Annotated in this window: 23 protein-coding genes; 9 read left to right on the forward strand and 14 right to left on the reverse strand. The window is 68.1% G+C overall.

Translation table 11 applies throughout. The features are described from left to right. Window positions 1-53 precede the first annotated feature (53 nt). The 3 genes from QFZ23_RS15670 (at window position 54) to QFZ23_RS15680 (ending at window position 2,051) form a co-directional block, all read left to right on the forward strand. Window positions 54-257, forward strand: coding sequence for a hypothetical protein (locus QFZ23_RS15670; RefSeq protein WP_306924282.1), 204 nt, complete (start codon window positions 54-56; stop codon window positions 255-257). A gap of 166 nt (window positions 258-423) precedes the next feature. Then, complete coding sequence (locus QFZ23_RS15675) at window positions 424-1,584, forward strand: LLM class flavin-dependent oxidoreductase (RefSeq protein WP_306924284.1); 1,161 nt, start codon at window positions 424-426, stop codon at window positions 1,582-1,584. Then, window positions 1,584-2,051, forward strand: a complete 468-nt coding sequence (locus QFZ23_RS15680) for a MarR family winged helix-turn-helix transcriptional regulator (protein WP_306924286.1) — start codon at window positions 1,584-1,586, stop codon at window positions 2,049-2,051. The genes QFZ23_RS15675 and QFZ23_RS15680 overlap by 1 nt, the downstream gene beginning before the upstream one ends. Window positions 2,052-2,132: 81 nt before the next feature. On the opposite strand, the gene QFZ23_RS15685 is transcribed toward QFZ23_RS15680, so the two are convergent. Together QFZ23_RS15685 and QFZ23_RS15690 are read right to left on the reverse strand one after the other, a co-directional pair. Next, window positions 2,133-2,939: a transglutaminase-like domain-containing protein gene (locus QFZ23_RS15685; protein ID WP_306924288.1), complete on the reverse strand. Its 807-nt coding sequence runs from the start codon at window positions 2,937-2,939 to the stop codon at window positions 2,133-2,135. Window positions 2,940-3,009: 70 nt separating this feature from the next. Continuing rightward, the gene (locus QFZ23_RS15690; protein WP_306924289.1) at window positions 3,010-3,798 is read right to left on the reverse strand and encodes a hypothetical protein; all 789 of its coding nucleotides are present in this window, start codon (window positions 3,796-3,798) and stop codon (window positions 3,010-3,012) included. 117 nt (window positions 3,799-3,915) lie between these two features. Between QFZ23_RS15690 and QFZ23_RS15695 the strand changes: the two genes are divergently transcribed. Both QFZ23_RS15695 and QFZ23_RS15700 read left to right on the forward strand, forming a co-directional pair. After that, window positions 3,916-4,581 carry a DUF1684 domain-containing protein gene (locus QFZ23_RS15695; RefSeq protein WP_306924291.1) on the forward strand — a complete coding sequence of 222 codons (666 nt, stop codon included), beginning with the start codon at window positions 3,916-3,918 and terminating at the stop codon, window positions 4,579-4,581. A 68-nt stretch (window positions 4,582-4,649) separates the two neighbouring features. Beyond that, window positions 4,650-5,528 (forward strand): fumarylacetoacetate hydrolase family protein, encoded by an 879-nt coding sequence (locus QFZ23_RS15700; RefSeq protein ID WP_306924293.1) that lies wholly within the window; start codon window positions 4,650-4,652, stop codon window positions 5,526-5,528. On the opposite strand, the gene QFZ23_RS15705 is transcribed toward QFZ23_RS15700, so the two are convergent. From QFZ23_RS15705 to QFZ23_RS15725, 5 genes are read right to left on the reverse strand one after another with little or no spacing between them, the layout of a single operon-like run. Then, window positions 5,521-6,687: a cysteine desulfurase family protein gene (locus QFZ23_RS15705; RefSeq protein ID WP_306924295.1), complete on the reverse strand. Its 1,167-nt coding sequence runs from the start codon at window positions 6,685-6,687 to the stop codon at window positions 5,521-5,523. The two genes, QFZ23_RS15700 and QFZ23_RS15705, sit on opposite strands and share 8 nt — an antisense overlap. 7 nt (window positions 6,688-6,694) lie before the next feature. Continuing rightward, the gene (gene nadC, locus QFZ23_RS15710; RefSeq protein ID WP_306924297.1) at window positions 6,695-7,567 is read right to left on the reverse strand and encodes a carboxylating nicotinate-nucleotide diphosphorylase; all 873 of its coding nucleotides are present in this window, start codon (window positions 7,565-7,567) and stop codon (window positions 6,695-6,697) included. Further along, the gene (gene nadB / locus QFZ23_RS15715) at window positions 7,560-9,311 is read right to left on the reverse strand and encodes an L-aspartate oxidase (protein WP_306924300.1); all 1,752 of its coding nucleotides are present in this window, start codon (window positions 9,309-9,311) and stop codon (window positions 7,560-7,562) included. Before nadB ends, nadC begins: the two co-directional genes overlap by 8 nt. Window positions 9,312-9,324: 13 nt before the next feature. Next, the gene (gene nadA, locus QFZ23_RS15720; protein WP_306924301.1) at window positions 9,325-10,632 is read right to left on the reverse strand and encodes a quinolinate synthase NadA; all 1,308 of its coding nucleotides are present in this window, start codon (window positions 10,630-10,632) and stop codon (window positions 9,325-9,327) included. Beyond that, on the reverse strand, window positions 10,629-11,339 hold the full coding sequence (locus tag QFZ23_RS15725) for an NUDIX hydrolase (RefSeq protein WP_306924302.1): 711 nt from the start codon (window positions 11,337-11,339) through the stop codon (window positions 10,629-10,631). Before QFZ23_RS15725 ends, nadA begins: the two co-directional genes overlap by 4 nt. A gap of 186 nt (window positions 11,340-11,525) precedes the next feature. Here QFZ23_RS15725 and QFZ23_RS15730 point away from each other — a divergent pair, with 186 nt between their 5' ends. The 3 genes from QFZ23_RS15730 (at window position 11,526) to QFZ23_RS15740 (ending at window position 14,575) form a co-directional block, all read left to right on the forward strand. Beyond that, the gene (locus tag QFZ23_RS15730; protein ID WP_306924304.1) at window positions 11,526-12,908 is read left to right on the forward strand and encodes an amino acid permease; all 1,383 of its coding nucleotides are present in this window, start codon (window positions 11,526-11,528) and stop codon (window positions 12,906-12,908) included. Window positions 12,909-13,029: 121 nt separating this feature from the next. Next, window positions 13,030-13,857 carry an alpha/beta fold hydrolase gene (locus tag QFZ23_RS15735; RefSeq protein WP_306924306.1) on the forward strand — a complete coding sequence of 276 codons (828 nt, stop codon included), beginning with the start codon at window positions 13,030-13,032 and terminating at the stop codon, window positions 13,855-13,857. A 64-nt stretch (window positions 13,858-13,921) separates the two neighbouring features. Continuing rightward, window positions 13,922-14,575, forward strand: a complete 654-nt coding sequence (locus QFZ23_RS15740) for a phosphoribosyltransferase (RefSeq protein ID WP_306924307.1) — start codon at window positions 13,922-13,924, stop codon at window positions 14,573-14,575. Between the two features lie 122 nt (window positions 14,576-14,697). On the opposite strand, the gene QFZ23_RS15745 is transcribed toward QFZ23_RS15740, so the two are convergent. From QFZ23_RS15745 to QFZ23_RS15755, 3 genes are all read right to left on the reverse strand, one after another. Continuing rightward, window positions 14,698-16,029 (reverse strand): MFS transporter, encoded by a 1,332-nt coding sequence (locus QFZ23_RS15745; protein WP_306924308.1) that lies wholly within the window; start codon window positions 16,027-16,029, stop codon window positions 14,698-14,700. A 115-nt stretch (window positions 16,030-16,144) separates the two neighbouring features. Then, window positions 16,145-17,599, reverse strand: coding sequence for a 4-hydroxyphenylacetate 3-monooxygenase, oxygenase component (gene hpaB, locus QFZ23_RS15750; RefSeq protein WP_306924310.1), 1,455 nt, complete (start codon window positions 17,597-17,599; stop codon window positions 16,145-16,147). A gap of 51 nt (window positions 17,600-17,650) precedes the next feature. Continuing rightward, entirely contained in the window at window positions 17,651-18,178 is a 528-nt protein-coding gene (locus QFZ23_RS15755) for a flavin reductase family protein (protein WP_306926886.1), read from the reverse strand. Window positions 18,179-18,366: 188 nt separating this feature from the next. On the opposite strand from QFZ23_RS15755, the gene QFZ23_RS15760 reads away from it, so the two are divergent. Next, a complete protein-coding gene (locus QFZ23_RS15760) occupies window positions 18,367-19,101 on the forward strand; it encodes an IclR family transcriptional regulator (protein WP_306924312.1) in 735 nt (244 codons plus the stop codon). On the opposite strand, the gene QFZ23_RS15765 is transcribed toward QFZ23_RS15760, so the two are convergent. The 4 genes from QFZ23_RS15765 to QFZ23_RS15780 form a co-directional block, all read right to left on the reverse strand. Next, window positions 19,089-20,456, reverse strand: a complete 1,368-nt coding sequence (locus QFZ23_RS15765) for an MFS transporter (RefSeq protein WP_306924313.1) — start codon at window positions 20,454-20,456, stop codon at window positions 19,089-19,091. The genes QFZ23_RS15760 and QFZ23_RS15765 overlap by 13 nt on opposite strands. A gap of 124 nt (window positions 20,457-20,580) precedes the next feature. Next, entirely contained in the window at window positions 20,581-23,673 is a 3,093-nt protein-coding gene (locus QFZ23_RS15770) for an AAA family ATPase (RefSeq protein WP_306924314.1), read from the reverse strand. Beyond that, window positions 23,670-24,845: an exonuclease SbcCD subunit D gene (locus QFZ23_RS15775; RefSeq protein ID WP_306924316.1), complete on the reverse strand. Its 1,176-nt coding sequence runs from the start codon at window positions 24,843-24,845 to the stop codon at window positions 23,670-23,672. The genes QFZ23_RS15770 and QFZ23_RS15775 overlap by 4 nt, the downstream gene beginning before the upstream one ends. Window positions 24,846-24,900: 55 nt before the next feature. Then, window positions 24,901-25,917: an MIP/aquaporin family protein gene (locus tag QFZ23_RS15780; protein ID WP_306924318.1), complete on the reverse strand. Its 1,017-nt coding sequence runs from the start codon at window positions 25,915-25,917 to the stop codon at window positions 24,901-24,903. Between the last annotated feature and the right edge of the window lie 173 nt (window positions 25,918-26,090).

The following is a 26,090-nucleotide window of genomic DNA, read 5'->3' on the forward strand; positions in this document are numbered from 1 at the left end:
CAGTTCAGGGCGTTCCCAGCGCTGGGAACGCCCTCTGCGGCTACCTGGATCACGTGAGTGTGGCCGTGGAGTACGACGGCGAGGGCCATTCGGATCCGGCGCAGGTGCTAAAGGACATCAGCCGCGACGAGGATTTCGCCGCCGCGGACTGGATCCTGGTGCGGATCGGCAAGACCCACATGGAGAACGATTCGCGGGCAGCTGTCCGCAAGGTCGGCTTGGCGCTGCTGGCGCGCGGCTGGTCCCCGTCTGAGTAGCAGTTCAGGGCGTTCCCAACCCCGGGAACGCCCTGAACTGCTATCTAGTTGGGAGGGGCGGGAATATCCTGGCGCCGGAGACGTTGAGGCGAGTACATGCAAATGCATGGAAATCGGGTACACTGTCAGCACAGGCCCGAACAACTCGGCGAACGGAAGGCTCATCATGCAGATCGGCGTATTCAGCGTCAGCGACATCACCCAGGACCCCACCACGGGCCGGACCCCCACCGAGCACGAGCGGATCAAGGCGTCCGTGGCGATCGCCAAGAAGGTCGAAGAAATCGGCATGGACGTCTACGCCCTCGGTGAGCACCACAACCGGCCGTTCTTCTCCTCCTCCCCCACCACCACGCTCGCGTACATCGCCGCCCAGACCGAGCGCATCACGCTGTCCACGGCCACCACGCTGATCACCACGAATGATCCGGTCAAGATCGCCGAGGACTTCGCCATGCTTCAGCACCTGTCCGACGGCCGCGTGGACCTGGTGCTGGGCCGCGGCAACACGGCCCCGGTCTATCCCTGGTTCGGCAAGAACATCCAGGACGGGATCGAGCTCGCCATCGAGAACTACAGCTTGCTGCGCAAGCTGTGGGACGAGGACACCGTCAACTGGTCCGGAAAGTTCCGCACGCCGCTGCAGAACTTCACCTCCACCCCGCGCCCGCTCGACGGCGTGGCGCCCTTTGTATGGCATGGATCCATCCGCACGCCGCAGATTGCGGAGGTGGCGGCGTACTACGGTGACGGGTTCTTCGCCAACAACATTTTCTGGCCCAAGGAGCACTACCAGCAGCTGATCGGCCTGTACCGCGAGCGCTACGAGCACTACGGCCACGGCAAGGCGGACCAGGCCATCGTGGGGCTGGGCGGACAGTTCTTCATGCGGAAGAACTCGCAGGACGCCGTCAGGGAATTCCGGCCCTACTTCGACAACGCCCCCGTCTATGGCCACGGCCCGTCACTCGAGGACTTCACCTCGCAGACCCCGCTAACCGTCGGCAGCCCGCAGGAGGTCATCGAGAAGACCCTCTCGTTCCGCGAGTTCTTCGGCGACTACCAGCGCCAGCTGTTCCTGATCGACCACGCCGGCCTGCCGCTGAAGACCGTCCTGGAGCAGCTGGACCTGTTCGGCGAGGAAGTCCTGCCGGTCCTGCGCAAGGAGTACGCGGAACGCACCCCCGCGCACATCCCGGCTCCGCCCACGCACGCCGGACGCGTCGCCGCACGGATCGCAGCCGAAGGCGCTGCAGGTGAGGGCGCTGCCCCGGACGCCGGGATCGGCCAGGACACAGCTGCCGTTCCCTCCCCGACGGAGGCGTGATGACACCCCGGAATGCACCGGCGACGTCCGCCGTCCGGCTGGCCGCCGAAACCTGGGAGTCGCTGTTCCGCGCGCAGGTCGCCGTGATGCGGCGGCTGCAGTCCGGTCCTGCCTTCCGGAACCTGGCGGTCAACGAGTACGACGTGCTGTTCACGCTGTCGCGGTGCCCGTCAGGCTGGCTGCGGCTGAACGAACTGAACGACAACGTGCTCCTGAGCCAGTCCAGCCTGAGCAGGCTGGTGGACCGGCTGGAGAAGCGCGGCCTGGTGGAGCGCATGGCGGCCCCGGACGACGGCCGGGGTGTGCTGCTGAAGCTGACGGAGGAGGGCGCGGCGCTGCAGAAGGAAATCGGCCGGGAGCACGTGCGGGACATCGCCGAGCTTGTTGCCCCGGCGCTGACGGCGGCGGAGCAGCGGGAGCTGCTCCGCCTCACGGAGAAGCTGCGCGCGTCGCTGCCGTCCCGTTAGCGGGACGGCCTGTGGCCCCGTGGTCGGGACGGCCGACGGCGGGACGCCAGACCCGCCGTCGCTCGCCTCCCCGCCCTGCGGTCAGCGGATGACGGCCAGTTTGTCCGGATCATCCGCCGGGAGGTCTCCGTTCACCGTGGCGGAGACCCTGATCTCCCGGAGGGAGAGGCTTCCGCCCACGGTGGACAGGAAGGCCGTGTCCGAGGAGTCGCGCCCGGCGGTGATCCGCAGCATGGCAGTCCTAGGCGCCAGGCCGGTGGGGTCGATCACGTGCCAGGCCCCGTCAATGTGGGCCTCGGCCACGGCATGGAAATCCATCGGAGAAAGGCCCGGCGCATATACGGCCGCCAGGCGCGCAGGCACGTTCTTGGCACGCAGCAGCGAGATCGCCAGGTGCGCATAGTCGCGGCAGACGCCCCGCCGGTTCAGGAGGGTCTCCACGGCGCCGTCCGTCCCCCGGGAGGAGCCGCTGACGTAGCGCAGTTCGTTGAACACCCAGTTGCGTACGGCGTGCAGGAGTTCCTCGCCCTGGAGTCCGCCGAACTCGGCATAGGACGTGGGAAGCAGCCGGTCGGACTCGGCATATCGGCTGGGCCGGACATAGCGGATCAGCTCCATCAGGGAGGGCTCCTCAGGTTCCGCGAGGCCCGCAACCGTAGCCGAGTAATCCACGGTGACCTCAGTGGGGTCAGCAAACTCCATGTAATGGAACCTGCCCCCGTGGTGGTCCGAAAGCTCAGTCAGAGGAACCTGTTCCCCGCCGGCCGTGACGCTGAGGTTCTCGTCCAAGGACGTGTAGCCGGCGTTCCTCGCCACGGAGATGGCCATCGCCACCTTGGTGTCGGCCACGGTCTTGAATACCAGGCGGGCAGCAACAGTTCGTTCCATTGGTCTCCGGGGTGTGAGGCGGCGTCAGTCAGTCCCGGCTGCGGGCTGGGGTGTGCCGGAGGCAGCGGGACTAGTTCTTGATCTCCAGAGACATTAGCATCCGCTGGACGTTGGCGAATTCGGAGCCTTTGTTGACGTAGCCGGCGGCCTGGTCAAGGGTGTCGAAGGCCTTGGCCGGGGCCACCTTTTCATCCGGCGCGAACGCCTTCAGCGAGCGCACGTCGCTGAACGAGTAGTTCCCCTTGCCCGCCAGGCCCTTTACCACGTTCTGCAGCTGGCATGCCTTGGAATCGGCGCCGCCCACCAGGTTGGTGATGCCGTAGGAGCCGAAGTAGCGGTAGCCCTGGATCACCCTGAACACCACGTGCGGATCGATGGTCCCCTGCCCGCCGCTGTGCGGCAGCTCCACGGGAACACTGCTGACGACGACGTAGGGCTTGCGGGCGGGAGCGGCGCAGCCCGCCGCGTTGGTATCGGGCAGGCCTGTTTGCAGCGTGGCCAGGTACGTGCCTTCGGCATCCTTGACCTCGACCTTCACGGCGCCGGGAAGGGTCCCCTTGTCAGGGTCAACCGCCTGGGCGATCCAATCCTGCGGCAGCTCGAAACTCACGGTCTTGGCAGGGTCGCTAAAGACCTTCCAGGCAGCTGCCGTGGCCCCGGCTGTCGAGGTGGCACCGGCCGAGGCCGTTGCGGAAGGGCCCGCGGAACCCGATGCCGGACCGGTCGCCGGGCTGGTGCCAGGCTCCGCGGTCCAGGCGGGCGCACCCTTGCCGTCGCTGCTGCAGCCAGCCACCAGTCCCGCCGTCAACAGTACGACGGCGGCGATGCCCCTACGTCCAGAAGCCGTGATCCCTGTCATGGCTCCAGCCTAGCCGGGACGCCGGTCCCATCCCGGGGCTGCGCGCCAGCGTTTCGCGGTCTCCCTGTTCCCGGCGGCCTGGGCGGACGGGCATCACAAAGGGTCTAGGCTGAAGTCATGGCCGAACATGAACTGGACCCAGCGGAGGAGACCCAGGCGAACATGTCCGCGCTCGACATTGCAGACTGGCGGCTGCGGACTTTCGCCCTCTACGACACCGTGCGCAAGATCGCCGCGGACAGCCCGGATGAGGCCCACGCCTACTGGCGCCAGGAGCGTGACCGCATGTTCGGCACCCATCCGGCGTCGGCCCTGACAGCCGAGGCCAAGGCGTCCTTCTACGGCCTCAAGACTGCCGACTACGACCCCATCTACCGCTTTTACGTCCCCCTGACCAAGGAGGGTGCCGGGCGGGAAATGAACGTCGAAACAGGGACAGACGGTGTGGTCCGGTTTGTCCGCCTGGGAACCTTCGACCTGCCGGAATTGGGACAACTGGCCGTGTGGAAGCTGATGGGCTACGGGGGCGGGATCTTCGTCCCGTTCCGGGACGCCACCGCTGGCCAGCCCGGCGGAAGCTACGGCGCGGGCCGTTACCTCCTGGACACCATCAAGGGCGCATTCCATGGCGTCGTCCGCGGTTCGGGCCCGGAAGTCCAGTATGTGCTGGACTTCAACTTTGCCTACAACCCGTCGTGCGCCTACAACGAGGCCTGGGCCTGCCCGCTCGCCGGCCCGGCCAACCGGCTGGCTGTGGAGATCCCCGTCGGCGAGCTGTACTGATGTCACGCAGTTCCGGACAGCACTGTCACGCAGTTCCGGACGGCTCGCCGGGCACCTACGATGGCTGAATGACCCCAGCTCTCCCGCGGCGGATCGCCCGCGTCCGGCCCCTCGACCCTGCCTCGTCGTCGTCCCCAGACATAGTGACAGAGACGGACTCAGACACGGCACAGCTTCCTGAACAGTTCTTCGTGGCCAATGACGCCGCGGACTTCGCCGGCCCCGCGGGACGGACATGGACGGTGGTGGAGTCCCCGTTTCCCGGTTCACGCGCCAACGCCGGCAGCGGCCACCGCAGAGGATGGGAGCCCGGGGCTGAGGTCTCCGAGGAGAGCTTCACGTTCCTGGCTCCCAGCGTGCCGGCCAATGTCCTTGGAATGGCCCACAACACCGGGCAGGCCGGCCGGGACCTTCCCCCGCAGGCCTTCCACAAGGCCGCCACCAGCGTGATCGGGCCGGGCGAGGCAATTGAGCTGCCGGGCGGTATCGGACTGGTGGAGCCGGAGGCGGAACTTACCGTCGTCGTCGGCCGTACCGCGAAACACCTGACCCCCGACACCGCACGGACCGCCGTACTGGGCTACACCATCGGCAACGACGTCACCGCACGCTGGCGGCAGAAGTCGGATGAGCTGTGGCTGAGCGCCAAAAGCCAGGACACCTTCACGCCAGCCGGCCCCTGGATTGTCACCGGGCTGGACCACACGGACCTGCCCGTCGGCGTCGTCCACAACGGCACCGAACTGCCCGCGGCAAGCACGGCCGGCTTGGGCTGGAAGGTGGACGAGATCCTCGTCTACCTGACGTCGTTCATGACCCTGCACCCCGGCGACCTGGTGCTCACCGGGTTCCCGGCCTCGAGCGCCGGCATCCAGCCGGGCGACACCGTCACCTGCCGGGTGGGCGGAATCGGCGAGCTCACCAACCCCGTCACGGCCGCTAGCTGACCGGCACGCCGCCCAGGTTCCGGACACTTCCGACGGCGGACGCCACCGCCGCGGCGGCAGCCTCCAGGTCGGCGGCGGTCACCGACGAATCAAAGCTGAACCTCACGGCAGTCTGTGCCACCTCCGCTTCGATGCCGAGTGCCACCAGCACCGGTGACGGAGCATCCGATCCGGCCGCGCACGCCGAACCGCTGGAGCACACCACGCCCTGGCGCTCGAGTTCCAGGAGAACGGACTCCCCGCTGGTTCCCGGGAAGCAGAAGGACGCCACGGACGGCAGCCGTTCGGACGGATGGCCGGTCAGCAGGGCTCCGGGAACGCCGTTCATTACCGCGGCGATAAAGCGGTCGCGGAGGCCCGTGACGCGGGCCGCGAGCGCGGGCCGGTCGGCGTGCGCCAGGGTGAGGGCGGTGGCCAGGGCCACGGCGCCCGCAACGTTTTCGGTGCCGGACCGCCGGCCGCGTTCCTGGCCGCCGCCATGCACCAGCGGCTCGATGCGGGTCCGGCCCCGAACGAACAGGACTCCATTGCCCTTGGGCGCCCCGAGCTTGTGCCCGGAGATGCTCAGCGCGTCCACCCCGAGCGCCTTCACGTCCAGCGGCAGCCAGCCCGCGGCCTGCACGGCGTCGGTGTGAAAGGGGATCCCCCGCCCTCTCGCCAAGGCCGCCAGCTCGGCCACCGGCTCGACGGTGCCCACCTCGTTGTTGGCGTACATGATGCTGACCAGCGCGGTTTCGTCCCGCAGCACCGCAGCGAGCGCCTCCGGAGTCACCATCCCGTTCCCGTCCACAGGCACGACGTCCACGGTGAAGCCGTGGAAGCGTTCGAGGTACCGCGCGGACTCCTCCACGGCGGGATGCTCGACGGCGCTGATCGCCACCCGGTTCAGCGTCGGGTCCGCGGCCTGCCGTGCCAGGGCAATACCCTTGACCGCGAGGTTGTCCGCCTCCGTGCCTCCCGACGTGAAGGCGATCTCCGCGGCCCTGCAGCCCAAAACCGCGGCCACAGTCTTGCGGGCATCCGCGAGCGCCCGCGCAGCCGAGTCCCCGAGCGAGTGGTGGCTTGACGGGTTGCCGAATTCGCCAGTGAGGTAGGGCCACATGGCCTCCAGCACATCCCGGCGGACGGGTGTTGTGGCTGCTGCGTCCAGGAAGATCATGGTGCGTTCACCCCACTGTCAGTTCGACGTCCAGGCCAAGGTCCAGGGCCGTGACGCTGTGCGTCAGGGCGCCGACGGAAATGACGTCCACACCGGCGGCGGCGATGTCCGCCACCGTGCGGAGGTTGACGTTGCCGCTGGCTTCCACCAAGGCGCGCCCGGCGACCTGCCGGACACCGGCTCGGAGTTCCTCGAGGCCGAAGTTGTCCAGCATGATGGTGTCCACCCCGGCGGCCAGGACGGGTTCGATCTGGTCGGCGCTGTCCACCTCCACCTCGAAGTGCGTGGTGTGTCCCAGCTGGGCCTTCGCGTCGGCCAGCAGCGCAGTGAGCCGGGCCGGGTCTCCCCCGGTCATGACGGCCAGGTGGTTGTCCTTGGCCAGTACGGCGTCGGAAAGGCTGTAGCGGTGGTTGGCGCCGCCGCCGCAGCGGACGGCGTACCGTTCCAGGACGCGCAGTCCGGGGGTGGTCTTGCGGGTGTCCGTGATGCGTGCCTTGGTGCCGGCGGCCAGAGCCACGAATTCCGCCGTCTTGGTGGCGATGGCGCTCATCCGCTGTGCCAGGTTCAGGCCGACTCGCTCGGCGAGCAGCACGCTTCGCGCCCGGCCGGTGACCCGGGCGAGTTTTGTTCCGGCCGCGAACGCCTCGCCGTCAGCCACGAGCAGCTCCACATGCGTGTCCGGGTCCACCATCAGCATGGCGTCACGGAACACGCTGCCGCCGCTGAAGACCCCCGGGACGCGGGCGTTGAGCACAGCGGTGGCGCTGGCCTCGGCCGGGATCAGCAGCTGCGAGGTTATGTCGCCGCTGGGCGCATCCTCCGCGAAGGCCCGCTCCAGGATCTCGCGGACGGGTGCTGCAGGGAGGGTCAGGCTAGTCATGGACAAGGCTCGCTTTCGGGCTCATTCTGAATTCTTCGTCTAGGTCGTGCGCCTGGTTGTCCAGGCTGGTGACCGGCACCGGCAGGCCGTCGTCGCGGTAGTGCGCGCCGAGCGATACCCGCCGCTCCAGCGCCGCGTGGACCAGCAGCTGCGCGGCGAGCAGCAGGTTGGCATCCTCGTGGGTCCCCGGGTCCGCTGCCTTCGGCACCGCTGCAGGACGTACGACGGCGGCCCACTCGGCAAGCACGGCCGCCGCCTCCCGCAGCAGCCCGCCGGTACGGAGCACCCCGGCCTGAGCAGTCATCAGCCGCCGCAGGGCACTACGCGAAAACGCATCCCCTATTTTTCCCTCGGGATAGGGCGCAGGGGTGCCGTCGTCGGCCTCGGAGTCGACTAACGGTGCCCCGGAAGCGTGCGTCAAGGGGAGGCCGCCAGCGGCCGAGACAGCACGCGATCCGGTGCCGTTGGGAGACGCAGCCAAAGTAGCGTCGTCAAGGAACGCCTCAACGGCCCGCCGTCCGAACACCAATCCTTCGAGGAGCGAGTTGCTGGCCAGGCGGTTGGCGCCCTGGACGCCGGTGCAGGCAACTTCGCCGGCTGCGAAGAGCCCGGGAACTGTGGTGCGGCCGTGCAGGTCGGTGGAGACGCCGCCCATCCAGTAGTGTGCGGCCGGCGCGACAGGGACGAGCTCCCGGGTCCAGTCGATGCCGGCTTCCAGGGTGCGGCGGGTGATCGTGGGGAAGCGGCGCGCCAGGAACCCTGCTCCCCTGGCGTCCTCGATGACCCGGGCGTCGAGGTAGACGTGGCCGTTGGGGTCGCCGAACGCGGCCAGATGCAGGGCAATGCTCCGGGAAACGACGTCGCGCGGGGCGAGCTCGGCGTCGGGGTGGTAGCCGTGCAAGAACCGGCGGCCCTGGGCGTCAACGAGGATGGCACCCTCGCCGCGCACTGCCTCGGAGATCAGCAGCGGGTCCTGGCCGTCCCCGGCCGCTGGTCCCCCGTCTGGCCGTACCAGGCAGGTGGGGTGGAACTGGAAGAACTCCAGGTCCGCGACGGCAGCACCGGCGCGCCAGGCGAGGGCAAGGCCGTCCGCGGTGGCAACGGAAGGGTTGGTGGTCTGCGCGAACAGCTGCCCTGCCCCGCCCGTCGCCAGCAGCACGGCGTCGGCCTGGATTCTGCCCGGCCGGCCGTCCTGCAGGAACTCGACTCCCGTAACCCGTCGGCCATGCTGCAGAAGAGCGGTGACGCTGGCGTGGCCCAGCAGCCGGATCCTGCCCGTGGCCTGCGCTGCCAGCACGGCGCAGATCAGGGCGTTGGCGATGCCTGCGCCGGTGGCGTCGCCGCCGGCGTGCAGGATCCGCGGCGCGGAGTGGGCGGCTTCGAGGCCTAGGGCGGGGTCGCCGTCGTCGTCCAGGTCAAAGCGGACGCCAAAGCGGCCGAGCCCGGCGATGTCCCGGCGCGCCTCGGTGCAGAGCACCCGGACAGCCGCCGGGTTGCAGTGCCCGGCGCCGGCCTTCAGGGTGTCGGCGATGTGGGCGGCCACGGTGTCCCCTGGCGACGGCTCGTCCAGGACGGCGGAAATGCCGCCCTGGGCGAAGTACGTGTTGCTGTCCGCGAGCGCGCCCTTGGTCAGCAGCACCACGTCGGCGCCTCCCTCCGCCGCGAGCAGGGCGGCGTAGAGGCCGGCGATGCCGCTGCCGACGACGGCGAACCGGCGGCCGGCCGTTCCGTTTTCGCTGGTCATTGTGGGCTCTCTATTAGGGCTTGGCGGCGAGCATGCGCTCGAGTGCTGTCCTGGCGTCCTGCTGCACGTCATCGTCCACGGTGATGCGGTTGACCACGCGGCCGGCGACGAGCTCTTCGAGGACCCAGGCCAGGTAGCCGGGGTGGATCCGGTACATGGTGCTGCAGGGGCAGATGACCGGGTCCAGGCAGAAGATGGTGTGCTGCGGGTACTGGGCCGCCAGCCGGTTAACCATGTTGATCTCAGTGCCGATCGCGAAGACCGTGGGCTCGGTGGCTGCCGCGATGGCCTTCTGGATGAAGTCCGTGGACCCTGCGGAGTCGGCTGCGTCCACCACTTCCATGGGGCATTCGGGGTGCACAATGACGTTGACGCCGGGGAAGTCGGCGCGGGCCTTCTCGATCTGGGCGACGCTGAAGCGCTTGTGGACCGAGCAGAAGCCGTGCCAGAGGATGACGCGGGAGTCCAGCAGGACCTGTTCGTCGTTGCCGCCGAGTTCCTTGCGCGGGTTCCACATGGGCATCTGCTCGAGCGGGACGCCCAGCGCCTTTGCAGTGTTCCGGCCGAGGTGCTGGTCCGGGAAGAACAGGACACGCTGGCCGCGTTCGAAGGCCCACTCGAGGACCGTCTTGGCGTTGGAGGACGTGCAGACGATGCCGCCGTTCCGGCCACAAAAGGCCTTCAGTGCGGCGGAGGAATTCATGTAGGTGACGGGGATGACCGGAACGCGGCCTTCGGCGTCGGGCTCGGTGCCGAAGATTTCCTCCAGCTGTTCCCAGCAGTCCTCCACGGAATCGGCGTCGGCCATGTCGGCCATCGAGCATCCGGCGGCGAGGTTGGGCAGGATGACAGCCTGTTCGGGCTTGGAGAGGGTGTCAGCGGTTTCGGCCATGAAGTGCACGCCGCAGAACACGATCGCTTCGGCGTCGGGCCGGGTCAGTGCGGCGTTGGCCAGCTGGAAGGAGTCGCCGACGAAGTCTGCGTACTGGACAACCTCGTCGCGCTGGTAGAAGTGGCCCAGGATGACGGCCCGGTCACCCAGCGCCGCCTTGGCAGCGCGGATCCGGGCGTCGAGCTCGGCTTCGCCGGCCAGCTTGTATGCCTTGGGAAGCTGGCCCTGGCGCGGCGTGGAGGCAGGTGCAACGTCAGCGCTGGAGGCTCCGGGACCGTAGGCCGGAACACCGGCGAGTGTTTCCGCGAGGTCATACTCCCAGGGCCCCTTGGCAAGCGCCGGGCTGCAGGTGCCGCCGGTGCCGGCTGCAGTGGCCTTCTCGGCCTGTTCACGCGTGATCAGCTGGATGGCGGTGTTGACGCTGCTCATGGGGTGCTCCTGTTATCTGGGTCGAGGCCGGGCCGGCCGGTAAATCGGTAAAGACGCGGCGGGCGGTGCTTGCCGCCCTGGAGGTATTCACCGGTTTCTTCGATTTCCGGCGTCGACTTGATCTGCCGGCGGAAGTTGGCGGGGTCGAGCTGCGTGTCCAGCACGGCTTCGTAGACCTCGCGGACCTGGGCGAGGGTGAAGTACTCCCCCAGGAAGTGGTAGGCGATGGAGCCGTAGGCCAGCTTGTTCCGCAGGCGCCAGAGGGCATAGTCCACAATCGCGTTGTGGTCGAAGGCCAGGCTACCGAGCTTGTCGGCGCGGAACCACCGGACGTTCTCTGATTCGTCCGCGAGTGCGGCTTCGGTGGGCTGCACCAGCGCCCAGTAGACGATGGACACCACGCGCTGGGTGGGTGAGCGGTGCAGGCCGCCGAAGGCGTAGAGCTGCTCGAGGTAGCTGGGTGCCAGCCCCGTGGTTTCCTGCAGGTTCCGCGATGCCGCATCCTGGAGGGACTCGGTGTGGGTAAGCGGACCGCCCGGGAGTGCCCACTGGCCTTTGAATGGTTCCCGGATCCGGCGCACCAGCGGGATCCAAAGCGTGGGGCGGCCGGAAGACTCGCTGGGACGGAGCGCGAAAATCACCGTGGAAATGGCCAGCGACGGCGGCGCGGACTGCCGCTCGGCCACGTTGGCTGAGGTGGTGTACACGGATCACCCGCTTCGCTGCGATCGGCCAGACCGTTCGGACTCGCCCTGGATTAGTTATAGTCAACTTGACTCAAACTGATTCTACGGCCGGTGGCCCGGGATGCAAAATGTTTCGCCGGAAGTTGGGTGTAAATTCGAAAGGTCCCAAAAGGACCAGTTCCCCCAAACCCCAAGAAGGTACGCAGCATGACGATGAAGTCCACAGCAGAGCGACCCGCAGTTCAGCTCCGCCCCAGCATGAAGCCCCGCCAACTCACCATGATGGGCCTGGGCAGCGCCATAGGCGCCGGGCTCTTCCTGGGCTCGGGCGCCGGCGTCCAGGCGGCCGGCCCTGCAGTCCTGGTTTCCTACCTTGTGGCCGGCACGCTCATCATCCTGGTTATGTGGGCGCTCGGCGAGATGGCAGCAGCCAACCCCAACAGCGGCGCTTTCTCCGTTTACGCCGAACGCGCCATGGGCAAGACCGCCGGGGCAACCGTGGGCTGGCTCTGGTGGCTGCAGCTGGTGGTGGTCATCGCCGCCGAAGCGCTCGGCGCCGCGGGGCTGCTGTTTTCGGTCTGGCCGGTGGTTCCGGTGTGGGCGCTCTCCCTGGTGTTCATGGTGCTATTCACGGGTATCAACCTCGCCGGCGTGAAGAACTTCGGCGAGTTCGAGTTCTGGTTTGCCATCCTCAAGGTGACCGCCATCGTCCTGTTCCTCGCCATCGGCGCCGCGCTGCTCCTGGGGCTCCTGCCGGATGTGGGATCCCCGGCACTGGCCAACATCACGGGAGACTTCGCGCCATCGGGCCTGGCCGGCGTTGCCACGGCACTGTTCGTGGTGATCTTCGCGTTTGGCGGCACAGAGATCGTGAGCGTTGCAGCCGCTGAGACCGAAGACCCCGAGCACAGCGTCACCAAGGCCATCCGGACTGTCGTATGGCGGATCCTCGTCTTCTACATCGGCTCAGTCTTCGTGATCGCAGCAGTGCTTCCGGCCACTTCGGGGGCCCTGTCCTCGCCGTTCGCGGGCGTCCTGGATGCCGCCCGCATCCCGGGTGCCGCCACCGCCATCACCCTGGTGGCCGTCGTCGCCCTGCTGTCCGCCCTCAACGCCAACCTCTACGGGGCGTCCCGCATGGTGTTCTCGCTCGCACAGCGCGGCGAGGCTCCCGGATTCCTGTCCCGGCTCAGCCGCGCAGGCGTGCCGATGGCCGCCGTCGGCGTCTCCGTAGCGTTCGGCTTCATCGCCACGGTCCTGGAACTGCTGTTCCCCGAGCGCATCCTGCCCGCCCTGTTCCAACTGGTGGGGTCCACCTGCCTCGTGGTCTGGGGTTCGGCGCTGGTCTCCCAGCTCATCCTGCGCCGGCGGGCGGACCGCGACGGCACCCCCCTGCCGCTGCGGATGAAGGGCTTCCCCGGGCTCACCGTGTTCGGCCTCGTGCTGCTTGGGGTGGTGTTTGCCGTGGGCTTCAGCGCTGAGAGCAGCCGCATCCAGCTGATCAGCACACTGCTGCTCATTGCCTGCATCGCCGCCGCCTGCTGGGCAGGCGCCCGGTTCGCGGCATCCCGGCGCGCCCGGCACTCCTAGCCGTGGATTTCCCCGGTCCGCAGGCAGGTAGAGTGGTGCCCATCCACGGCGGACCGGCGACGAAGCAGTCCCGGCGAGCCCTGTACCTGACAAGGACTGAGACTTGACGAGGACTGAGGCGATGAGCGGCAGACACACCGGCGAACAGCACTCCCACACGGTCGAGGGCACCGACCCCCAGCTATACGTCGAAGTGCACGAACCCGGGAAGGACGCCGGCCTCCGCCCCATCCTCCTCATCCACGGTTTCTCTGCGTCCAGCAAGCTGAACTGGGAGGACACTGGCTGGATCCCGGCGCTCCTGGAGGCCGGTCGCCGCGTCATCGCCGTCGACCTTCCCGGCCACGGCCGGAGCGGCGCACCGGAGGACATGGACTCCTACTCCCCCAGCCGGATCAGGGCGGACCTCCTGCAGATCGCGTTCGACGCCGGCGCCCGGCCTTTGCGGGATGCTGACCCCGGCAGCGGGCTGGACGTGATCGGTTATTCCCTCGGTTCGCGGCTCGCCTGGGAGTTCGGCGCCACCCAGCCGGAACTGGTCCACCGGCTGGTCCTGGGCGGCCCGAACATGGCCGACCCGCTGGCGGCCTTCGACCTCGTGGCCGCCCAGCGGTACCTGGCCGACGGCACGCCCATTGATGACGCGTCCACGGCCGGACTGCTGAGCATGGCGCAGGCGCTGCCGAGCAACAACATCTTCGCCCTGCTGTCCCTGGTTGAGGCGATCAAGGGTGAACCGTACGACCCGGCCGAGGCCGTGCCGCACATGCCCGTGCTGCTGGTGGCCGGTGAAAACGATGAGCGCGCCGCGTCCATGCCCCAGCTTGCCGAACTGGCCCTGAAGGCCGGCTCCATGGCCGAGCAGCTCGTCCTGCCCGGGCGCACGCACACCAACGCCATCACCAGCCGCGCCTTCAAGCAGGCGGCCATCACGTTCCTGGGCAGCTAGCTCCCGCCGGAGCCGACGGGCGTAGGCTGGACTTTGGGGGGCGGAGACACCGGAAGAGGAATCCATGGCCGTGGTTTTTGAGGACCGGGAAGACGCAGGACGGCAGCTTGCGGCCGCCCTTCCGCAATTCCGCGAGCGCCCGGACACTCTGGTTCTGGGCCTGGCCCGGGGCGGCATCCCGGTGGCCGCCGCCGCGGCCGAGGTCCTCCACCTGCCCTTCGGGGCCCTACTGGTCCGCAAGCTTGGCATCCCGGGCCATGACGAGACAGCATTCGGCGCGCTGGCCTACTCAGGCGGAAGGATCGTCCGCCTTCTCAACAGGCCGCTAGTGGAGCGGATTCTTGACGACGGCGTGCGGCAGGAGTGGCTCGATCAGGTGGAGCACCGGGAGCGGACCGAACTGATGCGCCGCGCCGGCAGCTATCCGGCCGTGGACCCCGATGTGCATGGCAAGACGGCCCTGCTGGTGGACGACGGCCTGGCGACCGGGGCCACCATGCGGGCAGCGGTCGAGGCGGTACGGATGGCCGGCGCTGCAGCGGTAGTGGCCGCCGCGCCCGTCGGATCGATCGAGGCGGAGAAGTCACTGTCCCGGGTCTGCAACGTCCTGTGTCTCCACCTGCCGGGAAGATTCCGCGCTGTGGGAGCCTTTTACCGGCACTTTGACCAACTGAGCGACGAAGACGCCATTGCCGTGCTGCACGGCGCCCGCATCTAGGGCCCGGTCTTTCAACTCTAGGGCCCCCATCTTTCAACACAGAGCAAAGCGGGTCCGGACCGTTCGGTCCGGACCCGCTTTGCTGTCCAGTCAGCCAGGCTCAGTGCCGGCTGACGCACGGTTCAGTGCCGGCTGACGCCGAGCGGCCTGCCCCTCGTCTCTTTCGCCAGGATCACGCCGATGCCCGAGATGACGCACAGGATCATGATGTAGATGCCGATGGACCCGGTCCACTTCGTGCTCTGCATCAAGGCTTCGGCGATGGTCGCGGCGAATGCGCCGCCCAGGATCGCACCGAAGGCGTAGCCGATCGAGATGCCGGAGTAGCGGACGTTGGCCGGGAACATCTCGGCATACATGGCTGACATCGGACCGTAGGACAGACCGAGGCCAATGGTCAGCACGAAGAGTGCCAGGCCGTAAAGCATGATGTTCCTGGTATCGATCAGGGCGAACATCGGGATCATCCAGGCGAACACGATGCCGTAGCCGATGAGGAACGTCTTGACCCGGCCGATCTTGTCGGAGAGCCAGCCGCCCACGAGCGTGAAGATCAGCCAGCCGAAGGACGCCAGGGTAGTGGCCAGCAGGATCTCCGCTACCGGCATCTTCAGTGTCCTGGTGGCGTAGGAGATGAAGAACGCGATCAGCAAGTAGCCCGCTGCGTTGTTGCCGATGAAGATCATGGTGGAGTAGAGCACCGACTTCTTGTGGTGTTTGATCAGCTGGCCAAGCGGGGCCTTGGCTTTCTCCTTGCGCTCGATCATTTCCTTGAAGACGGGGCTCTCGGCAACTGCGCGGCGGATCAGGTAGCCCACCACGATCAGCACGATGGAGAGCAGGAACGGAACGCGCCAGCCCCACGAGGCGAAGTCTTCCTTGGACATGCTGGTGTTGATGAAGAACAGCAGTCCGGTGGCCAGGATCATGCCGACGGGAACGCCGATTTGCGGGTAGGCGCCGAACAGGCCGCGCTTGCTCTTGGGGGCGTGTTCCACTGCCATCAGGGCCGCACCGCCCCATTCGCCGCCGGCGGAGAAGCCCTGGACGATCCGGAGGGTGATCAGCAGGACCGGAGCCCAGAAGCCGATCTGGGCGTAGGTGGGCAGCATGCCGATCAGCGCCGTCGCCGCACCCATCATGATGAGCGTGAAGACCAGCATCGCCTTTCGGCCCAGGCGGTCGCCCAGGTGCCCGGCAATGATCGCGCCGAGCGGGCGGAACAGGAAGCTGATGCCGATCAGGGCGAAGGAGAGGATCTGCGCCAAGCCCGGGTTGGACTCGTTCAGCGGAGCCAGGAACAGCGGCGAGAGCAGCGTTGCCGTCAACTGGGCAAAGATGAAGAAGTCGTACCACTCGATGGTTGTGCCCACCAGCGTGCCGGCGAGGACTTTGCGTTCCTCACGCTTGCTGCTCGGGCCCGCCTCTGAATCGACGTGTGAAGCTGCGGTCATTGAAACTCCGTGGATGGGGGCAGTGCTACTGCCGGTGGTGATGAAGAGCGGTGATTTACTGATCGAACGGTCAGTTAGTGTGAGGATACTACGAAAGTGTGATCCGACACACCCCTCAGTCCGTCCGGTGCAGGAACTCGCGCAGCCGCGCCCTGGCCGGTTCGCGGTCGTAAGTGTTGACCAGCGCCCCGGCCATCCGGACAGGGTCCCCGAAGAAGAAGTACTCGTAGAGGGACTGCCGGCCGGAGAAACCTGAGATCGAGGCGTCGAACGCAAGCTTGAACAGCCGGACCCGCTCGGGCCCGGTCAGCGTCTTCCCCTGCAGGTACAGGTCGATGTCCGCCCTGGCATCACTGTTGACGTCCGCTTCGCCGGGCAGGGCCATCAGTCCCGACGCGGAGAACTTCCGGATAATCTGCGGGAAGCGCTGCGCCACCTTCGGATACCAGTTGCGGGCAGCGTTGAGGGTGGTCCACTTGGGCAGCATCATGCCAGCCTCGTTGAGTTCGGCGTCGGCCTCCGACGCGCGGACCAGCGCCTTGCCGATTTCGACGTCGATGATCAGCTCGGCGATGTCCTCCTGGATGTGCTGGAATCCGTCGATGCCGATCGAATCGGCGAGTTCGGAGGCCAGGCCAAGGAAGAACTCGCTCTTGGCGATGGTCCGGGTGACCACTTGGTGGGTCATGAGGGCACCGGCACCGGTCTCGGCGTAGAACGAGTTGCAGAGCTGCGGATTGCCGAGCATGAAGATGCGGTCGCTTGGAACAAAGACGTCGTCAAAGACGGCCACCGCGTCCATTTCCTCATAGCGGGACGCCAGTGGTTCATCGTGGATGCTGCCGCCGTTGTACAGCGAGGTCCGGCAGAGGTACCGGAGCCCCGGCGTGTCATTGGGGATGGCGAAAGCAAAGGAATAAGGTGCATCCTCCGGCGTGCCACGCAGCACCGTGGACGGGAAGACCAGCAGCTCATCGGCTATTGGTGCGATTGTGGCGAGCATGCGCGCGCCGCGGACCACGATGCCGTCGTCGCGCTCCTCCACGATGTGTGCCGTGAGCTGTCCGCCCAGCTGCTCCGAACCGGAAACCGACCGGTTCACCTGCGGCGGGATCAGCGTGTGGGTTGCCAGCATGTCGTTTTCGCGCGCCCACTCGTAGTAGTTGCCGATGTTCTCGGCAAACTTGGGATCCGCCTGGGCGAACCACTTCCCGGCCGTGCCCAGGGCGGTGAGTGCGGAGTTCATGTAGTCACCAGTGCGGCCGAGGAATCCGTTGGTCGCCTCCGCCCACGTGGAGGTCGCCCGGCGCCGGTGCTGCAGGTCCTCGATGGTCCGGGGAACCAGGAAGGACGCGTTGACGAGGTCCCCCGTGGTCGGTGAGGCATAGGTCAGAGCCCCCTGGTGCCGAGGGTCGTGCTGCATGTCGAACAGCTTCGCGTACTGCCGGGCAACGCTGCGGAAGGCCGGGTGTTCGGCAACTTTTTCGCTGACCACTTCACCGTCGATCACGATGTGCGGGGTCATCGCATTGAGTTTGTCCAAGTACTGCTGGCCGGTTCTGATGCCCATTGCTGCCTCCATTCGTCGTTGAAACTGTCACTTAATGGTGGAAAGCGCCGCCTACAGCAGGTCTTCTATCCCCAGCTGGCTCTCCGGGATGGTGGTGAAGGCGCTGTTGGCAAACGCCAGGGCGTCGCCGCTGCGGTGGTCGAAGTCCACCACCTCACCGAGATATAGGGTGTGGTCGCCGCCGTCGTACGCTGCCCAGGGCCGGCACTCGAAGTAGGCGAGCACGCCGGAGAGCCGGGGCGCCGTTGCCCCTTCCACCCATCTGGGCTCCGGACCCGGACGCCCCGCAAAGTGCATGGCTAGCTGCCGCTGCTCGGCCCCCAGGATATTGACGGTGAAGGGCCGGCCTGCCAGCTCGTCGTGGGCTTTGGCGGTGCGGGCGATGCTGGCCAGGACCAGTGGCGGGTCCATGGAGACGGACGTGAAGGAATTGACGGTGATGCCGTGCCGCTTGGTGACGCCGTCGAAAGTGACGATGGCGACACCCGTGGCGAATCGGCCCAGACTGCCGCGGAAGCGGTGGGCGCGGGGCACCGAGGTCCTGCCCGGAATACCGGGGCCCGCTGCTGGATTGGCCATCATCGTTGATCCTTTGGGTGCACCGTCCCTGTCTCTGGCGCACCGTGCCGCAGTAGCTCTAAACTGTTCCGTAGATGAACTGTTCTATAGTTGAACAGGCAATTCCTATATGGAACGGTAGCCCAAGGTGACGGGCCACACAAGCCCTTTTGCTTAGCCGCCCCGCTGACATGCCTAGGATGGACACCATGACTCCCAACGCCGGTGCCGCAGCGCAGGTTGCGCCCGCCCAGGCCTCCCCATCGCAGACCCTCTCCCGGGGCATCCGCGCATTGGAAATCCTTGCCGAAGCCGACCGCCCGCTGACCATCGCCGAGCTTTCGGAGGCCATGGGCGTCCACCGCTCTGTTGCCTACCGGATTCTGCGAACCCTTGAGGACCATTCCCTGCTGGTACGGGACGACGCCGGCCGGGTCCAGCCCGGCCCCGGCCTCGCGGTGCTGGCGCGCGGCGTTTCGCGGAACCTGCAGACCGCCGCCCTTCCGGAACTGACCCAGCTGGCCAACACACTCAACATGACGGCCTTCGTGGCTGTGTGGGACCACCAGGACTGCGTGACGCTCGTGACGGTGGAACCCCGGCATTCGGCCGCCACAGTGGTCCAGCATCCGGGGTCCCGCCATCCGATCAGTTCCGGTGCACCCGGCATCGCCATCCAGTCCGCCCTGACGGAGCACGAGTGGGGCCAGCTGGCTCCCGCTGTGCCCTATCGCCCCGAAGCTGCCGAGGCGCGAAAGCGCGGTTACGCGGCAAGCCACGACGAGGTTATCGCCGGGGTTTCCTCGCTTGCCGCACCGGTCCGGGTGCCCGGCGGACGTCCGGCGGCGGTCGCCGTCGTCTACATCCGCTCGTCGCAGGATCCGTCCGAGGTGGCCGCTGCCCTAACCGCCAGCGCGGCCCGGATCGAAGGTCAGCTCGCCTGAGCTGACCGCTTCCGGGAAAGGACGACGACGGCGGCCGCCGTCCCGAGAGCAAACAGCGCTGCCGCGGCCGCGGCCGAGACGACGAAAGCGGCCTGGTGGCCCCCTTCCTGCGCCAGCTGGCCGCCGATGGACGAACCAAGGGCGGTGCCGGCGACGATGCCGCTGGCGAGCGCCGTCATCACAGTAGCCAGCCGGCCCGCCGGTGCCACGAGCCCGCCGATGGCAAACACCGTGACCATGACCGGACCCACCGGCAGGCCCAGTGCGAGCAGGACCAGCACCATGCCCCCGCCGTCGGTTGGAAGGAACAGCAGGGCCGACAACCCGGCCATTGCTGCCGCCCCGGTCACCCAGCGGGCAGTCACCGGGAAGCCGGCTGGCCAATATGCCACCGAGATGGCGGCCGCGGCCGAGCTGACCCCCATGACGGCGTACAGGAGTCCGGCCGCCTCTGACGTTGCGACACCGGCGGCAAACGCGCTCAACGCTGCCTGTGTGGAGCCGAAAAACGTGCCCATGCACACCATGGCCAGGACCGGAAGTGCCACGGGGGCCAGGCCGGCAAGCCGGCTGCCGTCTCGGGTTCCTGCACTTCCGCTGCCCGTACTACCGGTGCCCGCGCGGGCACCGGTGGCGGGCCGCCGCGGAACAGCCGTGTGGGTACGGTGGACGGCGAAGGCGGGAACGAGCGTCAACGTGAGCGCGGCGGCCACGGCCAGCGGCAGCCAAGGGGCGACCAGGCTGGCCAGGACGCCCACGAGCGCCGGACCGAGCACGAAGGTCAGTTCATCGGCCGTGCTCTCATAGGACAGCGCGACGTCCAGATCGGTGCTGTCCCCAGCGCGCCGGCTTTCGGCTGTGAGGGCCATCCACCGGACTCGGGCCAGCGGGCCGACCTGGGGGCAGCTGAGGCCTGCCGCCAACGCGGCCGCGATGACGCCCCACGCGGCGCCGACGTCGTGCACGCCGGGAAGCAAATATGCGGTGGCAATGACGGCCAGCACGGCCACAACATTCAGGCCCGCCGAGATCAGCAGTACCGGGCGCTGGCCGAACCGGTCAGCCAGCCAGCCGAGGATGGGCGCGCCGACGGCCGAGCCGATACCGACGGCGCCGGCAGCGGCTCCGCCAACGGCATACGAGCCGGTGACCGACGTGGCAAGGGTGAGGGTTCCCAGCGTCAGCATCGCGAGGGGCAGGCGGGCAAACAGGCCCACGGGCAGGAATCTCCTGCCAGCCAGTGCCGGCAGGCGCGCGAAACGGCCGCCGAACTGCGGCGCCGGCGCCTTGGTGCTGGCGGCCGGGGTGATGGGACGGGGGTCGGCGGGTGGTTGGGGCGCCGTTGAAGTGCTCATGTATGCGGGCTCGTTCAGACGTGCGCATCGTCCCTCCTCCCGATGCGCCGAACCCGGTAACAGTCCCATGATAGTGGAACCGTGATACCGGACGCTGAAATCCTGACGGCGGGCATCACCGGGTTCAGACCGTTAGGAGTGCATCAACGATGTGCAACGTGGAGCCGTTGCGCTGCTTCACCACCTGAAGCTGGCTGCCGATGCGCTGCTTCATCTCCCCCACGTGGCTCACCAGGCCGACCACGCGGCCTCCGTCACGGAGGCCCTCCAGCGCATCCATGACCTGCTCCAGCGCCTGTTCGTCGAGGCTGCCGAAGCCTTCGTCGACGAACAGCGTTTCAATGTCAACTCCGCCGGCCTCCTGCTGCACCACGTCCGCCAGGCCCAGGGCAAGCGACAGCGAGGCCATGAAGGATTCCCCGCCCGAGAGAGTCGAGGTGTCGCGGCGTCGGCCGGTCCATTCGTCAACGACTTCCAGCCCCAGCCCGGACTTGGCGTTCCGGGCCGCCCGCGCGTCCGAGTGCTGCAGCGTGTAGCGGCCGTCGCTCATGGCGACGAGCCTTTCCGATGCGGCAATGGCTACCTGCTCGAGCCGTGCCGCCAGGACGTACGCGTTCAGGCTCATGCGGTAGCTGTTGTCGCCGGAGCCGCGGGCCGCTTCGGAAAGGCCTTTCAGGACTTCAGCGCGTTCCCGGGGCTCCCGGCCGGATTCAGCGAGTTCCTCATACTCCGCACGGAGGCATCCCACGGTCTTGGCTGCCTGCCGCGCCATGCCCGCCGCGAGTCCAAGGTCCTTTGCTGCCTGGGCCGCCTGTTCGGCTTCGGTGCGCAGCTGGTCCAGGTCCGGCGCGGCGGCCGCGGAGCCGTTATCACGTTCCCTGGCTGTCTGTTCCATTGCAGCGACAACGAGCTCTTCGCTGGCGAACAGTTCCTCAAGCCGCACCTCCTCGTCCCGTCCGGCCTGGACAGCCGTCTCCAGCCTCGCCGCCTCCGTCCCCGGCAGCAGGGCCTGGCGGGCCTCAGCGGCCGATGCAAATCCGGCCTCGGGAAGAGCGCGGTCCAGCTCGCTCCGTGCCTCAGCCAGGCGGGCCGCAGCCTGGTCCAGCTGCCTCCGGGCAGCGTCAGCCTGTTCGAGAATGCTGACGACCTGGCCGACGGCGTCGCTGCGGAGACCGAGGCTGGCGTGGCCGGCACGAAGCGTTTCGAGCGACGATTCCAGGGCGGCGCACTGCCCTTCGACTTCGGTCAGGGCGGATTCCGCCTGCGCCAGCTGCGACAACGTGTCCACGCGTACCTGCTCGGTGGCGTCGATGCGTTCGGCCAGTTCCTCCTGCCGGCTCCTGCTGGCTGCCAGCTCCGTTACAGCCGCGGCCGCCTCGGCAGCAGCTTCCCGGGCGGCCTGGGCGGCCTCCTCCGCTTCGGCGGGATCGGTGTCGCCGCCCTGGCCGGCGAGAACGGCTACCAGCTGCCTGGCCTCGGAGAGCTCGGTTTCCAGTGCAGACAGCGCCCTCTCGGCCGCCTCGCTGCGCTCCTTGGCTCGTTCCTCTTTCTCGGCAAGCCCTAGGACGGAGTCCCCGGCGGGAACCGGCTCGGGGTGCTCCGGGCTGCCGCAGACGGGACAGGGCGTCCCGTCTTCCAGCCGCGAAGCCAATTCGGCCGCCGCATTGGACAGGCGTTCCTCGCGGACGTCCAGCCACTGCCGGCGCAGTTCCTGATGGTGTTCCCTGCCTTTGAGGTGCCGCTCGGTGACGGCAGCGCACCCGGCCGCCGCCGTTCCATAGCGCCGAACAACGTCCACCAGCTCGTCGGCGGCCGCCGCCTCCTTGGTGCGCAGCACGGATTCCCCTGCCAGCTGTTCAAGCGGTTGCAGGGCTGCACGCAGGGCCTCCATCTCGGTGCGCAGGGAACGCAGCCGGTCGGCGTGGTCATCTCCGGCACGGGTGAGTTCCTGCCGCCGCTGCGCGAGCCCGGCGGCCCGCGCGTGCAGGCCACCCAGCCGGTCCTCGTCGGTAAGGCGTTCGCCGATCACGGCGGCCAGCGCCCGCAGCCGCGGAAGCTCGGTGGCCACGTCGACGGCAATGTGCTGTACGACGGCGCTGTGTTCTGCAGGGCTGCGTTCTGCAGGGCTGGACTCCGTGGCTGCCAGTTCGGAGCCGGACCTCGCTGCCTCCCGCACGCCGGCAGAGGCGAGGTCCAAGGCTTTTTCCGCCCGGGCAAACAAGGCCTCTGCCGCGGTCACGGCCTTCAACTGGCCTCCGAGGAGCTCGGCCCTCCGGTGCAGGTCAAGGGCGGCTCCCGCGCTGGTCAGACCGGGGGCGGCGGCCTCCGCCTCTGCCCTCCGGCGCAGGGCGGCAGCAAGCTTCAGGCGTCTTCCCTCCCTTGCCAGCTCCGCTTCGAGCCGCTCCGCGCACCGGCGGCGCTGCTCCTCGCAGGATTCTGCATCCCCGGCCAGTGCCGAGGCACGCTCCGAGGCTGCAGCCTCCAGCCATGACAGGAGTTCGGGACCGCCGGAAGGTTCCGGCGCTGCGTCGGGATCGACTTCGAGAGCCGTGGCCTCCGCGCTGGCCCTCGCCACCAGCAGGCCCAGCCTGCCCTCAAGCTCGGCTACTTCCCTCGCGGCCCCGGCGGCCTGTAACGCAAGCTCCCGCTCCACTGCCTCAAAACGTTCGGTTCCGAAAAGCCTCTGCAGCAGTTCGAGGCGGTCCGAGGCCTTGGACCGGAGGAACGCGGCGAAGTCCCCCTGGGGGAGCAGAACCACGCGGGTGAACTGCTCCCGGTCCATGCCAAGGAGCGCGGTGATTTCCGCCCCGGCTTCGTCATTGCGGCCGGACTTTTCCACCCACGCGCCTGCCACCCGTTCGCGCAGGAGGGTCTTGGCCTGCTGCGTGGTGAACCCGTTCCGTCCGCGGGCGCTGGGCTTGTCCCAGGCCGGCGTGCGGGAAACCTCAAAACGCCTGCCCCGGGCCGTAAATTCGCAGGTCACGCGGGGTTCGGCGGCCGGGTCCGCATGGTCGCTGCGCAGTCGCTTGCCGTCCTGCCGCGCGCCGGGAACGGACCCGTAGAGGGCGTAGCAGATGGCGTCCAGCACGCTGGTCTTGCCGGCGCCGGTGGGGCCATTGAGCAGGAACAGCCCGTGGGCGCTCAGCCGGTCGAAATCGATTTCCTCGGTTCCGGCAAACGGCCCGAACGCGGAGATTTCCAGACGGTGAATCCTCACAGTGATGCCTCCTGCAGACGCACGTTCTCCAAAGCTTCGGTGAGGGCGGCCTGTTCCGTGGCGTCGGGTTCCCGGCCGCCGCGGACGTGTTCCAGGAATCCGCAGCAGACGGCGAGGTCATCCTCTGCCTTCGCCAGCCGGCTGCTGTAGCTCGCGCCGGAGCCGGCGGGCGCCCCCTCCGGCTCGAAACCGAGGACGAGCGTGTCCGGGAACCTGGCACGCAGCCGCTCCATGGCCTGGGCCGGCCGCTGGGCGTCCGTCAGGGTCACCTGGCAGTACGCCTGCTCGGCCCAGGCGTGCTCAGGTGACTCCAGCAGCACGTCGAGCGTCCCCCGGAGGACGGCAAGTTTCCGCGGCGCCTCCCAGAGGACCTCCTCCACGGCCGTGACCCCGGACTTGTCGACGTCAACGAGCCAGCCGCCCTTCTGGTGCTTCGCTTCCGAGAAGGAGTAGGCCAGCGGCGACCCCGAATACCGCACCGCCGTGGACAGGGACTGCCGGCCGTGCAGGTGGCCGAGCGCCGTGTAGCTGAAGCCGTCGAACAGGTCCAGCGGCACGGCCCCCACTCCCCCGATGCTCAGGTCGCGTTCGCTGTCCGAGCTGATGCCGCCGCTGGCGAAGGTGTGTGCCAGCACAACCGAATGGACCGGCCGGGATTCGGCTCGCGCGGCGACGTCGGCCCTGATGCGTTCGGTGGCAGCACGGGTGACTTCGAAGTGGCTGGCGGTGTCCACCCCGAGCTGCTCAGCGACCAGCCGGGGTTCGAGCCAAGGGATGCCATAGATCGCCAGTACCGGGTCCGTGCCCGCGCCGCCGAGCGGCAGGATCACGGGGGCGTCCAGCTCCTGGAGGCGGGTGCGCAGATGAACGCCGCCCTTCTCCAGAAGCCGCGAAGCGAAGCCGAGCCGGATGGCGGAGTCGTGGTTTCCGCTGGTCAGCATCACCCGGGCGCCTGCCCCGGTCAGCCGGACCAGGGCGTCGTCCAGGAGGTCGACGACGTCGACCCCGGGCAGTGCCCTGTCGTAGACGTCGCCGGCGATCAGCACGACGTCGACGGAGAGTTCCCTGACCCGGGCCACCAGCTGGTCGACAAAGGCGCGCTGGGCGTCCAGCATGCCGACGCCGTGGAAAGACCGGCCCAGATGCCAGTCGGAAGTGTGCAATAACCGCATATTCATAAGCTAGACGCGGGCACTGACAAAATAGCCGACCCCGCGCTTCGGCGCGTCAGGACTCCTTGCCGCGCGGCCCGTCGAAGAAGTCGCGCGCCTCGTCACGGCCTGCGTCAGCCGATCCGGCCGTGCGGCCCGCGTCTGCCACATGTCCATCAGCCCCGTGACCGTCAGCGACGTGCCCCTCGGCCGGCCGGGATTCCGCGGCGGCCGAGGGGTGCTCGTCCGGGTCTTCGTCAAAGTCGTCCGTGAGGTCAGACTCGGGATCTGCGGCGTCGAAGGAGTGGTCCGCGTCGGCGGCGGCACCGCGGCCCCGGGCGTCGGCGAACCCACGGAAAACAAGGCCTGCAATGCTGGCACCGACGATCGGGGCCACCCAGAACAGCCACAGCTGCCCCAGCGCCCAGCTGCTGCTGAAGAGCGCAGAAGCGGTGGCGCGGGCCGGGTTGAAGGGCGCGTTGCCAAGGGCCTGGCCCAGCTGCAGCAGCACGGCAAACGCCAGCCCGACGGCGAACGGGGCGGCGGCCGCGTGGTTGTTGCGGCGGGCCGTCATGCCAAGGAACACGGCGACCAGGAGGGCCGCTCCCAGCACTTCGGCGAGCAGGACGCCGGCCATCGACGTCTGGATCACGGAGTGCTCACCGAACCCTGCCGTGACAGTGTCAAAGGCCGTGCGCGGGTCGGGAATGTTGGGCACCGTGCGGAGGATGCCGAACAGGGTGAGCGCGCCCGCCGCCGCCCCAACCAGCTGCGCCCCGATGTACGCCGCTGCGGCGGCGATGCCGATCCTGCCCGCCACCAGGTTGCCCAAGGTGATGGCCGGGTTGAAGTGCCCGCCCGAGATGTACGCGAAGGCCAGCATCGCCGCTGTCACGGCGAGGCCTCCGGCGAGTGCGCCGGGTAGCGGGTTGGACTGCGGCAGGGTGAAGAGCGGCACACCCAGCCCGGCGACCACCAGAAACAGCGTTCCGAACGCCTCCGCTCCAAGCCTGGACAGCAGTCCGGGCCGGAATCCGTTGTCACCGGCAGAAGGCCGGTCGTCGGTGGGGTGGACGGACACAGGGGAGGTCATGGCGTGGGAATCCTTTGTTTCGTCAGCGGGGAATGCCGCTCACGTCGGGAGCCGGCCCCAGCAGTCTGGCAGCAAAGTCTGGGCGGTTGCTGAATCCGAGCTTATCGTCCGGCGACCGGACGCCCGGCATTGGGAGCGCCACATCACAGCATCCAACAGCACAGCGTCCAAGA

Source organism: Arthrobacter globiformis, from assembly GCF_030818015.1.
Lineage (GTDB): Bacteria > Actinomycetota > Actinomycetes > Actinomycetales > Micrococcaceae > Arthrobacter > Arthrobacter globiformis_C.

Bases quoted from the DNA above. Each gene is read 5' to 3' on its own strand.
- QFZ23_RS15700 (WP_306924293.1), top strand. From the start codon at position 4,650: ATGACCCCAGCTCTCCCGCGGCGGATCGCCCGCGTCCGGCCCCTCGAC.
- QFZ23_RS15745 (WP_306924308.1), bottom strand. From the start codon at position 16,029: ATGACCGCAGCTTCACACGTCGATTCAGAGGCGGGCCCGAGCAGCAAG.
- nadC (WP_306924297.1), bottom strand. From the start codon at position 7,567: ATGACTAGCCTGACCCTCCCTGCAGCACCCGTCCGCGAGATCCTGGAG.
- QFZ23_RS15695 (WP_306924291.1), top strand. From the start codon at position 3,916: ATGGCCGAACATGAACTGGACCCAGCGGAGGAGACCCAGGCGAACATG.
- QFZ23_RS15685 (WP_306924288.1), bottom strand. From the start codon at position 2,939: ATGGAACGAACTGTTGCTGCCCGCCTGGTATTCAAGACCGTGGCCGAC.
- QFZ23_RS15735 (WP_306924306.1), top strand. From the start codon at position 13,030: ATGAGCGGCAGACACACCGGCGAACAGCACTCCCACACGGTCGAGGGC.
- QFZ23_RS15680 (WP_306924286.1), top strand. From the start codon at position 1,584: ATGACACCCCGGAATGCACCGGCGACGTCCGCCGTCCGGCTGGCCGCC.
- QFZ23_RS15755 (WP_306926886.1), bottom strand. From the start codon at position 18,178: ATGGCCAATCCAGCAGCGGGCCCCGGTATTCCGGGCAGGACCTCGGTG.
- QFZ23_RS15780 (WP_306924318.1), bottom strand. From the start codon at position 25,917: ATGACCTCCCCTGTGTCCGTCCACCCCACCGACGACCGGCCTTCTGCC.
- hpaB (WP_306924310.1), bottom strand. From the start codon at position 17,599: ATGGGCATCAGAACCGGCCAGCAGTACTTGGACAAACTCAATGCGATG.
- QFZ23_RS15675 (WP_306924284.1), top strand. From the start codon at position 424: ATGCAGATCGGCGTATTCAGCGTCAGCGACATCACCCAGGACCCCACC.
- QFZ23_RS15760 (WP_306924312.1), top strand. From the start codon at position 18,367: ATGACTCCCAACGCCGGTGCCGCAGCGCAGGTTGCGCCCGCCCAGGCC.
- QFZ23_RS15765 (WP_306924313.1), bottom strand. From the start codon at position 20,456: ATGAGCACTTCAACGGCGCCCCAACCACCCGCCGACCCCCGTCCCATC.
- QFZ23_RS15690 (WP_306924289.1), bottom strand. From the start codon at position 3,798: ATGACAGGGATCACGGCTTCTGGACGTAGGGGCATCGCCGCCGTCGTA.
- nadA (WP_306924301.1), bottom strand. From the start codon at position 10,632: ATGAGCAGCGTCAACACCGCCATCCAGCTGATCACGCGTGAACAGGCC.
- QFZ23_RS15740 (WP_306924307.1), top strand. From the start codon at position 13,922: ATGGCCGTGGTTTTTGAGGACCGGGAAGACGCAGGACGGCAGCTTGCG.
- QFZ23_RS15705 (WP_306924295.1), bottom strand. From the start codon at position 6,687: ATGATCTTCCTGGACGCAGCAGCCACAACACCCGTCCGCCGGGATGTG.
- QFZ23_RS15775 (WP_306924316.1), bottom strand. From the start codon at position 24,845: ATGCGGTTATTGCACACTTCCGACTGGCATCTGGGCCGGTCTTTCCAC.
- QFZ23_RS15730 (WP_306924304.1), top strand. From the start codon at position 11,526: ATGACGATGAAGTCCACAGCAGAGCGACCCGCAGTTCAGCTCCGCCCC.
- nadB (WP_306924300.1), bottom strand. From the start codon at position 9,311: ATGACCAGCGAAAACGGAACGGCCGGCCGCCGGTTCGCCGTCGTCGGC.